The 12,389-nt window shown below is 68.9% G+C and carries 10 protein-coding genes; 4 read left to right on the top strand and 6 right to left on the bottom strand.

What is annotated here, in order from left to right; genetic code table 11:
• Genes ACTWQO_RS36220 through ctaC form a run of 3 tightly spaced genes read right to left on the bottom strand, consistent with a single transcriptional unit; the run spans nucleotide 1 to nucleotide 3,088 of the window.
• The gene (locus ACTWQO_RS36220; protein WP_443241628.1) at nucleotides 1–399 is read right to left on the bottom strand and encodes a cytochrome c oxidase subunit 4; all 399 of its coding nucleotides are present in this window, start codon (nucleotides 397–399) and stop codon (nucleotides 1–3) included.
• Nucleotides 396–2,132, bottom strand: coding sequence for an aa3-type cytochrome oxidase subunit I (gene ctaD, locus ACTWQO_RS36215; protein ID WP_443241627.1), 1,737 nt, complete (start codon nucleotides 2,130–2,132; stop codon nucleotides 396–398). Before ctaD ends, ACTWQO_RS36220 begins: the two co-directional genes overlap by 4 nt.
• The gene (gene ctaC / locus ACTWQO_RS36210; RefSeq protein WP_443241626.1) at nucleotides 2,129–3,088 is read right to left on the bottom strand and encodes an aa3-type cytochrome oxidase subunit II; all 960 of its coding nucleotides are present in this window, start codon (nucleotides 3,086–3,088) and stop codon (nucleotides 2,129–2,131) included. The genes ctaD and ctaC overlap by 4 nt, the downstream gene beginning before the upstream one ends.
• 259 nt (nucleotides 3,089–3,347) lie before the next feature.
• Here ctaC and ACTWQO_RS36205 point away from each other — a divergent pair, with 259 nt between their 5' ends.
• Nucleotides 3,348–4,724, top strand: coding sequence for a cysteine desulfurase/sulfurtransferase TusA family protein (locus ACTWQO_RS36205; RefSeq protein WP_443241625.1), 1,377 nt, complete (start codon nucleotides 3,348–3,350; stop codon nucleotides 4,722–4,724).
• A gap of 91 nt (nucleotides 4,725–4,815) precedes the next feature.
• On the opposite strand, the gene ACTWQO_RS36200 is transcribed toward ACTWQO_RS36205, so the two are convergent.
• Nucleotides 4,816–5,790, bottom strand: a complete 975-nt coding sequence (locus ACTWQO_RS36200; protein ID WP_443241624.1) for a carbohydrate kinase family protein — start codon at nucleotides 5,788–5,790, stop codon at nucleotides 4,816–4,818.
• A 135-nt stretch (nucleotides 5,791–5,925) separates the two neighbouring features.
• On the opposite strand from ACTWQO_RS36200, the gene ACTWQO_RS36195 reads away from it, so the two are divergent.
• A complete protein-coding gene (locus ACTWQO_RS36195) occupies nucleotides 5,926–6,135 on the top strand; it encodes a hypothetical protein (protein WP_443241623.1) in 210 nt (69 codons plus the stop codon).
• A gap of 147 nt (nucleotides 6,136–6,282) precedes the next feature.
• Nucleotides 6,283–8,034, top strand: a complete 1,752-nt coding sequence (locus ACTWQO_RS36190) for a hypothetical protein (RefSeq protein ID WP_443241622.1) — start codon at nucleotides 6,283–6,285, stop codon at nucleotides 8,032–8,034.
• Between the two features lie 104 nt (nucleotides 8,035–8,138).
• Here ACTWQO_RS36190 and ACTWQO_RS36185 read toward each other — a convergent pair whose 3' ends face one another.
• Nucleotides 8,139–8,495: an iron-sulfur cluster assembly accessory protein gene (locus ACTWQO_RS36185; protein ID WP_093827773.1), complete on the bottom strand. Its 357-nt coding sequence runs from the start codon at nucleotides 8,493–8,495 to the stop codon at nucleotides 8,139–8,141.
• Between the two features lie 365 nt (nucleotides 8,496–8,860).
• Here ACTWQO_RS36185 and nadA point away from each other — a divergent pair, with 365 nt between their 5' ends.
• On the top strand, nucleotides 8,861–10,045 hold the full coding sequence (nadA, locus tag ACTWQO_RS36180; protein ID WP_443241621.1) for a quinolinate synthase NadA: 1,185 nt from the start codon (nucleotides 8,861–8,863) through the stop codon (nucleotides 10,043–10,045).
• Nucleotides 10,046–10,063: 18 nt separating this feature from the next.
• On the opposite strand, the gene ACTWQO_RS36175 is transcribed toward nadA, so the two are convergent.
• Entirely contained in the window at nucleotides 10,064–12,298 is a 2,235-nt protein-coding gene (locus tag ACTWQO_RS36175) for a protein kinase domain-containing protein (protein WP_443241620.1), read from the bottom strand.
• Nucleotides 12,299–12,389 lie beyond the last annotated feature (91 nt).

Here is a 12,389-nt window from a genome sequence, read left to right as displayed (position 1 = left end):
TTACTGGGTGCGGTTCTCACCGCGGTAGTACTCGAAGACCCAGCCCCACAGGCCCACCATGATCAGCGGTGCCGAGAAGTACATCAGCCACCAGCCGATCGCGATCGACAGGAAGGCGAGCGCGCCGCCGACCGCGAGGGAGAGCGGCTGCCAGCTGTGCGGGCTGAAGAACCCGACCTCGCCGGCGTCGTCCGCGACATCCGCCTCCTTGTTGTCCTGGGCACCCGCGTCGACCCGCCGGGCGGTGAAGCCCAGGTAGAAGCCGATCATGATGCACAGGCCGAAGGCCAGGAAGAGGGCCGTGGTACCGGCCGGCTCCTTCGACCACACGCCATAGACGACCGCCATGGCGAGGACGAAGACGCTCAGCCACATGAACATCTTGCCCTGGATCTTCACTTGCCGGCCTCCTTGCCGCCCGCGAGAGCCTTCTCACCGTGAGGCGCGTTCTCGAGCTGGTCGAGAGCGGCGATCTCGGGGTGGTGCAGGTCGAACGCCGGGGATTCGCTGCGGATCCGCGGCAGGGTGAGGAAGTTGTGCCGCGGCGGCGGGCAGGACGTCGCCCACTCCAGCGAACGGCCGTAGCCCCACGGGTCGTCGACCTCGACCTTCTTGCCGTACTTGGCGGTCTTCCACACGTTGTAGAAGAACGGCAGGATCGACAGGCCGAGCACGAACGAGCTGATCGTCGAGATCGTGTTCAGGGCCGTGAAGCCGTCGGCCGCGAGGTAGTCCGCGTACCGACGCGGCATGCCCTCCGCGCCCAGCCAGTGCTGGACCAGGAAGGTGCCGTGGAAGCCGACGAACAGCGTCCAGAACGTGATCTTGCCGAGCCGCTCGTCGAGCATCTTGCCGGTGAACTTCGGCCACCAGAAGTGGAAGCCGGAGAACATCGCGAACACCACGGTGCCGAACACGACGTAGTGGAAGTGCGCCACCACGAAGTACGAGTCCGAGACGTGGAAGTCCATCGGCGGCGAGGCCAGGATGACACCGGTCAGACCACCGAAGGTGAAGGTGATCAGGAAGCCGACCGCCCAGAGCATCGGTGTCTCGAAGGACAAGGAGCCCTTCCACATCGTTCCGATCCAGTTGAAGAACTTCACGCCGGTTGGTACGGCGATGAGGAACGTCATGAAGGAGAAGAACGGGAGCAATACGCCGCCGGTGACATACATGTGGTGGGCCCACACCGTCACGGACAGACCCGCGATCGCGATGGTCGCGCCGATCAGACCCATGTAGCCGAACATCGGCTTGCGGGAGAAGACCGGGATGACTTCGGAAATGATTCCGAAGAATGGCAGCGCGATGATGTACACCTCTGGATGGCCGAAGAACCAGAAGAGGTGTTGCCATAGCAGGGCCCCGCCATTGGCGGAGTCGAAGATATGTGCCCCGAATTTCCGATCCGCCTCCAGCGCGAACAGCGCGGCGGCGAGAACGGGGAAGGCGAGCAGGACCAGCACCGCGGTCAGCAGCACGTTCCACACGAAGATCGGCATGCGGAACATGGTCATGCCCGGGGCGCGCATGCAGATGATGGTGGTGATGAAGTTGACCGCACCGAGGATGGTGCCGAAGCCGGAGAAGGCCAGGCCCATGATCCACAGGTCGGCGCCGATGCCCGGGCTGCGGACCGCGTCCGACAGCGGGGAGTAGGCGAACCAGCCGAAGTCGGCCGCGCCCTGCGGGGTGAGGAAGCCACCCACCGCGATCAGCGAGCCGAACAGGTACAGCCAGTAGGCGAACATGTTCAGCCGCGGGAACGCCACATCGGGCGCGCCGATCTGCAGCGGCATGATCCAGTTCGTGAAGCCGGCGAACAGCGGCGTCGCGAACATCAGCAGCATGATCGTGCCGTGCATCGTGAACGCCTGGTTGAACTGCTCGTTCGACATGATCTGCAGGCCCGGACGGGCCAGCTCGGCGCGCATGAAGAGCGCCATCACGCCACCGATGCAGAAGAACGCGAACGACGTGACGAGGTAGAGCGTTCCGATCGTCTTGTGGTCAGTGGTGGTGAGCCACTTGATCACGACGTTGCCGGGCTGCTTGCGCCTGACCGGCAGCTCGTCCGTGTAGTGGGACTCCGCTGCGGCGGCACCCTGGGGTTCGTTGAGGATGCTCACAGGTTGTTCGTCTCCCGGTTCTTCTCGTGGCTCGTCTGCGCGATGCCGGCGGGAACGTAACCGGTCTGCCCCTTCTTGGCGAGGTCCTTGAGGTGCTGCTCGTAGCGCTCAGGGGAGACGACCTTCACGTTGAACAGCATCCGGGAGTGGTCGACGCCGCACAGCTCGGCGCACTTGCCCAGGAAGGTGCCCTCCTTGTTGGGGGTCACCTGGAAGGAGTTGGTGTGGCCCGGGATGACGTCCATCTTCATCAGGAACGGCACCACCCAGAAGGAGTGGATGACGTCACGCGAGGTGAGGACGAAGCGGACCGTCTGGCCCTTGGGCAGCCACAGGGTGGGGCCCGGGTTGCCGGTCTGCGGGTTCCGCGTGCCGGGCGTGCCGACGTCGTAGACACCGCCGGCGTTCGCCGGGAAGTCCTCCTTGAACCGGTCCGGGATCGCGGCCAGGTTCTTGTCGGTCTTCGCGTCTCCGGAGGAACCGTCGACGTTCTCGACGTAGTTGAAGCCCCAGCTCCACTGGTAGCCGACGACGTTGACGGTGACGTCCGGCTTCTTCTTGAGGCTGAGGAGCTCGGACTCGTCACGGGCCGTGAAGTAGAAGAGGACCGAGACGATGATGAGCGGGACCACCGTGTACAGCGCCTCGATCGGCATGTTGTACCGAGTCTGCGGAGGAACCTCGACCTTGGTGCGGCTGCGCCGGTGGAAGATGGTGCTCCACAGGATCAGGCCCCAGACCAGCACGCCGGTGGCGAGCGCGGCCGCCCAGGATCCCTGCCACAGGGAGAGGATCCGCGGAGCCTCTTCGGTGGTGGGGGTGGGCATACCAAGGCGGGGGAAGTCCTCGTATGTGCAACCGGTTGCAGTCGCCAGGACCAAGCCCGCGGTCAGTGCCTGCAGCAGCTTCCGCCGCATCGGGCGCCGCGGCGAGCGGTCGGAGCCGTAGGGACTCACGTAGCGCCTTCCCGAGAGTCTCGCCCGCGCGTATTGGCTGCGGCCTTCTCGCTGGTCGGTCGCCGCCCTGCGTCGGGCAGGGGTTTGGATGTTTATGCGGACCAAACCCTAGCCGACTGTCTCTGACGGTTCGCGAGGAGGGGTGCCTACTGACTCGGGCGGTTCGCTGGTTTGGCGGCTGCGGGTGCGTTGGGGCTTGTCGCGCAGTTCCCCGCGCCCCTTTACGGCGTTGCGGTGAGCGGCGGTTTAGCGTTGCTGTGTGTCCTACTTTGATGCCGCTTCAGCCGCTCCTCTCCATCCCGTTGCCCGGCAGGCCTTGCAGGCCTCCCTGGATGAAGGATGGGCCGACCCGTCCCGGCTCTACCGCGAGGGGCGGCGGGCTCGGTTGTTGTTGGATGCTGCCCGGGAGGCTGCTGCTGAGGCGGTGGGGTGTCGGCCCGATGAGCTGGTGTTCACGTCGTCGGGTACTCGGGCTGTGCACTCGGGAATCTCGGGGGCGTTGGCGGGGCGGCGGCGGGTGGGGCGTCACCTGATCGTGTCAGCGGTCGAACATTCCTCGGTGCTCCATTCGGCCGATGCGCATGAGGCGGACGGCGGGACGGTGACGCAGGTTGCCGTGGACCGGATGGGGGTGGTGGCGCCTCAGGCGTACGGCGCCGCTCTTCGGCCCGACACCGCGCTGGCCTGTCTCCAGTCGGCCAACCATGAGGTGGGGACGGAGCAGCCGGTTGCCGCTGTGGCGGAGTTGTGCCGGGAGGCGGGGGTGCCGTTGCTGGTGGATGCGGCGCAGTCGCTCGGGTGGGGGCCGGTCGAGGGTGACTGGTCGTTGCTGGCGGCCAGTGCGCACAAGTGGGGTGGGCCGTCGGGGGTTGGGCTGCTCGTGGTGCGCAAGGGGGTGCGGTTCGCCGCTCAAGGGCCCGTGGACGAGCGGGAGTCGGGGCGGGCGGCCGGGTTCGAGAATCTGCCGGGGATCGTGGCGGCGGCGGCTTCGTTGCGGGCGGTGCGGGCGGAGGCGGCGCAGGAGGCGGTACGGCTGCGGGAGTTGACGGAGCGGATCCGGGCTCGGGTGGCGGAGTCGGTGCCCGATGTGGAGGTGGTGGGCGATCCGGTACGGCGGCTGCCCGGGATCGTCACCTTCTCCTGTCTTTATGTCGACGGGGAGACATTGCTGCACGAGCTGGATCGTGCCGGTTTTTCCGTGTCGTCCGGGTCGTCCTGCACGAGCAGCACGCTGACGCCCAGCCATGTACTGAGGGCGATGGGGGTGCTGAGTGAGGGAAACGTGCGGGTTTCACTGCCCTTCGGGACTCCGGCGGAGGACGTCGACCGGTTCCTGGAGGTGCTGCCGGGGGCGGTGGCAGCGGTGCGCGAGAAGTTGGGGGCGCCGGCGCCCGCGACGACCGTGCGGGAGGACGTCCTGGTCGTGGACGCCCTCGGCAAGCGGTGCCCGATCCCCGTGATCGAACTGGCGAAGGTCATCGGGGACGTCCCGATCGGCGGCACGGTCCGCGTACTGTCGGACGACGAGGCCGCACGGCTGGACATTCCGGCGTGGTGCGAGATGCGGGGGCAGGAGTACGTAGGAGAACAGCCGGCGGACCACGGCACCGCGTACTTGGTCCGCCGGGTGAGCTGAACACCCTCAAGGGGCGCGGGGAACTGCGCGACCAGCCCCGACGGACCCGCAGCCGACAACGGACCCGCCGAGGCAGACGCGTAGTCGAACGTCAGCCCAGGTGAGCCCTGACCTCTTCAGCCGCGTCATGGCCGTACGCCTTGGTGAAGCGGTCCATGAAGTGCGCCCGGCGCAACTGGTACTCCTGCGTGCCGACCGTCTCGATGACCAGCGTGGCGAGCATGCAGCCGACCTGCGCGGCGCGCTCCAGGGAGACACCCCAGGCGAGACCGGAGAGGAAACCGGCGCGGAAGGCGTCGCCGACGCCTGTGGGGTCGGCCTTGCGCTCCTCCTCGGGGCAGCCGACCTCGATCGGGTCCTCGCCGACACGCTCGATGCGGACGCCGCGCGCGCCGAGGGTGGTGACGCGGGTGCCGACCTTGGCGAGGATCTCGGCGTCGGTCCAGCCGGTCTTGGACTCGATGAGGCCCTTCTCGTACTCGTTCGAGAAGAGGTACGTCGCCCCGTCCAGCAGGATCCGGATCTCCTCGCCGTTCATGCGGGCGATCTGCTGGGAGAAGTCGGCGGCGAAGGGGATGGACCGGGAGCGGCACTCCTCGGTGTGGCGGAGCATCGCCTCCGGGTCGTCGGCGCCGATCAGGACCAGGTCGAGGCCGCCGACGCGGTCCGCGACGGTCTTGAGCTCGATGAGGCGGGCCTCGCTCATCGCGCCGGTGTAGAAGGAGCCGATCTGGTTGTGGTCGGCGTCCGTGGTGCACACGAAGCGGGCGGTGTGCAGCGTCTCGGAGATACGGACCGAGTCGGTGTCGACGCCGTGCCGGCCGAGCCAGGCGCGGTAGTCGTCGAAGTCGAAGCCGGCGGCCCCGACCAGGATCGGCCTGGTGCCGAGCTGGCCCATGCCGAAGGCGATGTTCGCGCCGACCCCGCCCCGGCGTACGTCGAGGTTGTCGACCAGGAAGGAGAGCGAGACCGTGTGCAGTTGGTCCGCGACGAGCTGGTCCGCGAAGCGGCCGGGGAAGGTCATGAGGTGGTCGGTGGCGATGGAGCCGGTGACTGCGATGCGCACGGCTAGGTATCTCCAACGGATGCGGAGGCGGATTGACAGTTAACGCTACCGGGTCGGCGTGGTGACGTTGAAGCGACCAAAACTACCCGATAGTAGATCTTTCTTCGCCGACTCGGACGTGCTTACGGTGCCGTTATGACGAAACTCGACGTCCATGCTCCGGTCCCGGTCGATCTGGAAGGCGGTCTGGCGTCGTTGCGCGGCGACTGTGCCCGGATGGCTCCCCACTGGGCGGTTCCGGTCCGGAGCGCCGCCGTTCCCGTCTCCCCGTCCCTCATTCACGGGGTGAGCGTGCCGAAGAAGTCCGCGCGGCTGCTGGACGCCATGTCGGACTACGGCGACTGATTCAGCGCCGTCAGGGGAACCGCGCGCTCCCCCGCTGCGTCCCATCGCTGTCCCCCGTAGAGGGGATGCGGAATACGACCCCTCGCCCGCGCCGGATTGGCAGGGCCGGGTCAACAGGGACAGCTGTGCAGGTGAAGGAGCGATGCGGTGAACACCGAGCGACCCGACAACGACGACGCGGGCGCCTCCGGCAAGGACGCGGAGGAGGCACGGGCGGAGAAGGGCGCCGCCGGTGCCGCCGAAGACGCCGGGACGACTCGGGACGCCACTGACACCGCCGGGAAGGGCGAGGGCGCCGCGGAGGAGCCCGGTGCCGAAACGCCCGGCGCCGACCCTGCACCCGGCACGGAAGCGCCCGGCGCCGACGCCCTCGACCCCACACCTCCCAGCGCCGAAACGCCCGACACCTCCGACCTCCACCTGGTCGGCGCCGAACAGGGCGGCGAGGCACGGCCCCCTCGGCGGCGTTCGCCCGTCGCCATCGCCTCCGTCGCCGCGGCCGTGCTGCTCGTCGGCGGTGGTGGGGCGTACTTCGCCGCCACCGCGTCCGGTGGTTCGGACGGCCGTACGTCGTCCGGGGCCCCCGGCGGCGACGGCACTCCCCCGCCGCTCGCGCTCGACGGGTACTCCGAGGGCAACGCCGGTATCGCGCCGGGCGAGCCCGACCCGAACGGGGTGACGTACAAGGCCGAGGGTGAGATGCCGGACGGTCCCGACTCCGCCCCCGTGTACCGGGTGAACGGTGAGGTCACCGAGGATCAGGTGGCCGAACTGGCTGCCGCACTGGGCGTGGACGGGGCGCCGGTCGCCCAGGGACAGGCCTGGACGGTGGGCGCGAAGGACGCGGCGGGACCGAGTCTGCAGGTGAACAAGGCGGCGCCGGGTACATGGACGTTCCACCGGTACGCGCCCGGGACGGACGACTGTGAGAGCACCACCGTCTGTTCCAAGGACCCCGCCAATCCGGCGGGCGATCCGGTGAGCCCCGAGGCCGCCGAGCAGGCAGCCGCGCCGATCCTCAAGGCCGTCGGGCAGGACGACGCCAAGCTCGACACCAGCCAGGTCATCGGCGCCCATCGCGTGGTGAACGCCGATCCGGTGGTCGGCGGAATGCCGACGTACGGCTGGACGACCGGACTGACGATCGGCGCCGAGGGCGAAGTCGTGGGCGGCAGCGGTCAGTTGGAGGCGCCGGTGAAGGGGGACACGTATCCCGTGCTGAGCGCCGAGAAGACGCTGGGCCTGATGAACAAGGCGCCGGCGGCCGACCACCGGATGGGCATCGGCGGATGCGCCAGTCCCGTACCGCTGAAGGACCGGCTGGAGGCGCCGTGCGGTTCGGAGAGCGGCGCTCCGCAGCAGACGATCACCGTCGAGAAGGCGGTGTTCGGGCTGGCCTCGCACACCGTGGGCGGGCAGCCGGCGCTGGTGCCGTCCTGGCTGTACGAGGTGCGGGCGCCGGGCGCCGAGGACGCCTTCACGGTGACGCATCCGGCGGTCGACCCGAAGTACCTGGCCTCGCCGGCGACTTCCGCGCCGAGCGGGCAGCCCAGCACGCTGCCGACCTCGCCCGGTGACGAGCCGACCGCCGCGCCGGCCCCCCGTGAGGTGACGGTGCAGGGCTACACGGCCGAGGGCAGCGAGCTGACCGTGGCCTTCACCGGCGGCGTCTGCGCCGACTACGAGGCGACGGCGACCGAGGACGGCGACAAGGTGACGGTCACGGTGACCGAGAAGCCCTGGCCGGACAAGGTCTGCATCATGATCGCGAAGGAGTACCACCAAACCGTCCAGCTGGACGAGCCGCTGGGCGACCGGAAGGTCGTCGGGGCGGACGGCAAGGCGGTCCCGCTGGAGAAGGCGGGGGCGCGGCTGCCGGAGGCGTCCGGGACCCGGTGATCTGCCACACACAAGCGTGACGCATACAAGCGTGAAGGCGGCGGCCCCCTCGAAGGGGGCCGCCGCCTTCACATCACGCTTGACGCTTGGCTGAAGCTCGAGGCTTAGCTGAAGGAGTCACCGCAGGCGCAGGAGCCCGTCGCGTTCGGGTTGTCGATCGTGAAGCCCTGCTTCTCGATGGTGTCCACGAAGTCGATGGAGGCACCGCCCAGGTACGGAGCGCTCATGCGGTCGGTGACGACCTTGACGCCGCCGAAGTCCTTGACCACGTCACCGTCGAGGGAACGCTCGTCGAAGAAGAGCTGGTAGCGCAGGCCGGAGCAGCCGCCGGGCTGAACGGCGACGCGCAGGGCCAGATCCTCACGGCCTTCCTGGTCGAGCAGGGCCTTGACCTTCGCCGCGGCGGCGTCGGACAGGATGATGCCGTCGGTGACGGTGCTGGTCTCGTCCGATACGGACATCTACATCTCTCCCGGGTAGTACGGAGACTGCTTGCCGACGGTTGCAACCGGCGCGGCCGCGGATTCATTCCGGGCACGCCCGAGAATTTCCCTTGGCTTGTCTCTTCATGCTCGCACATGCGCCCGGGAGCGCACAGCGGCCTGTGGACAGCAGCACGGACAACGTGACAACGCCATGCGACGACAAGGTGTCGGGATTCACGTCACATCGACGCGATGGCCATCGTCAAACTGACGTGAAGCAGTTATGATAGATAGCGTCAAATCGACGAGAAGTCGCTTCTTCTCGCCGGTGAACGGTGTCCCGCATGTCCCGCCGACCCGCCCCCGGGCCGGCGAGCCGCAGAACAGAAAGGGTGCGTGTCGTGACCACCGCCCAGACCCAGGAGCTCGACGTACAGCCGACGCCCCTCGCCCTGCTGCTCCTCGGCCGTGAGGCCGACCCGAGGAGCGAACGCGGCGTCGAGTGTCCCGGTGACCTGCCCTCGCCGTCCGACCCGGACCTGGTCGAGCGTGCCCGCGCCGCCAAGGCCAAGCTCGGCAGCAAGGTCTTCGTGCTCGGCCACCACTACCAGCGCGACGAGGTCATCCAGTTCGCGGACGTGACCGGTGACTCGTTCAAGCTGGCCCGGGACGCGGCCGCGCGCCCCGAGGCCGAGTACATCGTGTTCTGCGGTGTGCACTTCATGGCCGAGTCGGCGGACATCCTCACCTCCGACGACCAGAAGGTGGTCCTGCCGGACCTCGCCGCCGGCTGCTCCATGGCCGACATGGCGACGGCCGAGCAGGTCGCCGAGTGCTGGGACGTGCTGACCGAGGCCGGGATAGCCGAGCAGGTCGTCCCGGTGTCGTACATGAACTCGTCCGCGGACATCAAGGCGTTCACGGGCAAGCACGGCGGCACGATCTGCACGTCGTCCAATGCCCAGCGGGCCCTGGAATGGGCCTTCGAGCAGGGCGAGAAGGTGCTCTTCCTGCCGGACCAGCACCTCGGCCGCAACACCGCCGTCCGCGACATGGGCATGTCCCTCGACGACTGCGTGGTCTACAACCCGCACAAGCCGAACGGCGGGCTGACGGCGGAGCAGCTGCGCAACGCCAAGATGATCCTGTGGCGGGGTCACTGCTCGGTGCACGGCCGCTTCAGCCTGGACTCGGTGAACGACGTGCGTGAGCGCATCCCCGGCGTGAACGTCCTCGTCCACCCCGAGTGCAAGAACGAGGTCGTGGCGGCGGCGGACTACGTCGGTTCGACCGAGTACATCATCAAGGCGCTGGAGGCGGCGCCGGCCGGCTCCAAGTGGGCCATCGGGACCGAGCTGAATCTCGTACGCCGGCTGGCGAACCGTTTCGCGCCCGAGGGCAAGGAGATCGTCTTCCTCGACAAGACGGTCTGCTTCTGCTCGACCATGAACCGCATCGACCTGCCCCACCTGGTCTGGGCCCTGGAGTCGCTGGCCGAGGGCAACCTCGTCAACCGGATCGAGGTCGACAAGGAGACCGAGGCGTTCGCGAAGCTGGCGCTGGAGCGGATGCTGGCGCTGCCGTAGGACCGTTGCGAGGAGCGCTCACCCCGAGTTCGGCTCGGGGTGAGCCGGGTCGAGACTGAAGACGGTGCCGTCCGGGGTGTTCACGATCAGCGCGCCGCCGTACGACAGCACCTCGGACTTGATCACGTCGCCGCTGGCGAGCTGCTCGGCACGCGCGCCCGTCTCCCACAGCAGCGTGCCCCCGCGTGCGTCGAGGGCCGCGACCCGGCCGCTGGTGCTGGCCAGATACAGGGTGCGGGTGCGGGCGTCGTACGTGGGTTTGCCCGAGCCCTCGGCGTCGGTCCGGGTCTGCCACAGCTCTTTGCCGCTCAGCGGGGACACGGCGGTCACCTGGCCGTTGGCCGCGGTGATCCACAGGGTGTCGGCGGCCAGCGTCACCGCGCCCTCGTAGGTCTTCGGCAGTTTCGTCGTGGTGGTGGCGCCGGTGTCCGGGTCGACCAGCAGGATCGTGCCGAAGGTCAGCTCCGCGGGGTGCGTCGGTCCTGTGGTGCCGACCGCGAAGGCCAGCCTGCCGTCGACGGTGCCGAGCAGGCCGGTCGTGTACGGGATCTTCAGCCGCCGGACCACCGACCCGTCGGCCGGCTTCAGCTCCAGGAACTCGGACGCCTGGGTCTCGTCGTCCGGGAAGCAGTGCCTGTACAGGCCGGAACCGACCGTCAGGAACTGGCAGTAGTTGTCGGCGGGCACCTGCGTGGTCCAACGGTCGGTGCCGGTGCGCGGGGAGCGGGCCGTCACCAGCCGGCCGCTGCCGTCGACGGTCAGGACGAGGTCGCCGGAGAGCATCTGGTCGATGCCCGTGTCGTTCACGTCGCGGGACCACAGCTGCTCGCCGCTCTCCGTGTCGAGGGCGACGACGCTGGTCCTGGCCAGGGAGGCACCGTCGTAGACGGCCTGCCGGACGAGCACCGCGCCGTCCCGCACGCCGAGGAGCGTGAAGCTGTTCAGCCCTGTCTCGTCGGAGCCGGCGGACGCGAGGGAGGCACGCCAGACGGTGGTGCCGGTACGACCGTCCAGACGTACCGGAAGGATGTTGTTGCCCGCGCAGTAGACCGCGTCCTCGTACCTCCGGCAGGTGACGTCGGTCGGGGCGCCGCTCTCCTTCCCCAGCGGCTTGGCCTCGCCCCGCTGTGCCGTCTCGTACGCCGTCGTCTGCCAGGGCTGCCAGCCGGTGGGCGGCGCAGCCCACCGGGAGTCCGCGACCGGGGAGGGGCTCACCTCCTGGGGGCTGTCCGGGAATCCCGGCCCGTACGTTGCGTAGCCCATCAGCCCCAGGGCCAGCACGCCCACTGTTCCGGTCGCCGCCAGCAGCGGACGGACCCGGCGGCCCCGGCGGCGGACCCGTGGAAGCTTCGTCACCGCCGCCAGGTCCGCCCCGGAGGAGGTCTCCTCGGTCCGCAGCACATCCCGGCGGAGTGTCACGGTGGCCGGGTCGGCAGGGTGCGCTTCGGGCAGGGCGTCCGCGAACTCCTGGGCCAGCTCGTCCAGTTCGGGACGGTCCGCGGCCTCCTTCGCCAGGCAGCGCTCCAGGACCGCGCGCAGAGGCTGTGCCACGCCGTCCAGCTTGGGCGCCTCGTGGACGACCCGGAAGGCGGTCAGATAGGGGCTGTCGGCATCGAAGGGGCCCCGCCCGGTGACCGAGAACACCAACAGCGCCCCGAGCGAGAAGACGTCCGAGGCGGGGCCGACCGTGCGGGCGTCGGTGAACTGTTCCGGGGACATGAAGGGCGGGGTGCCGATCATCTGGCCGGTCTCGGTCAGGGTGTTGTGGTTCTCGGCCGCACGGGATATTCCGAAGTCGATGACGCGCGGGCCGTCCTCGGCGATCAGGACATTGGCCGGCTTGAGGTCGCGGTGCACGACCCCTGCCCGGTGGATGTCCCGCAGCGCCTCCACCAACCCCAGGGCCAGCCGCCGCAGTTCGGTGCCGCGGAGCCCCCCTTGGTCGCGGATCCGCTGGGCGAGCGAGCTGCCGGGCACGTACTGGGTCGCCATCCAGGGCCGTACGGCCTCCGGGTCGGCGTCCACGACCGGGGCTGTGAAGGCTCCGCTCACCTTGCGGACGGCCTCGATCTCCTGCCGGAACCGGGCGCGGAAGACGGTGTCCTCGGCGTACTGGGCGTGCACCACCTTCACGGCGACGTCCCGGCCCGAGCGCGATCTGCCCCAGTAGACGACCCCCATGCCGCCGGCCCCGAGCCGGTCCACGAGCTTGTAGCCGCCGACCGATTTCGGGTCATCCTTGTGCAGTGGCACGCCCGGATCCCCTTCGCCGCAAAGCAGTTCGGGCCACAGGATACGTAACGGCAAAACGGCGGCGGCCGGGGACCGAACCTTCGGGGTTCGG

Origin of the sequence: Streptomyces sp. 4N124 (assembly GCF_052245395.1) — a bacterium.
Lineage (GTDB): Bacteria > Actinomycetota > Actinomycetes > Streptomycetales > Streptomycetaceae > Streptomyces.
This window is presented reverse-complemented; position numbering and strand designations above follow the sequence as displayed.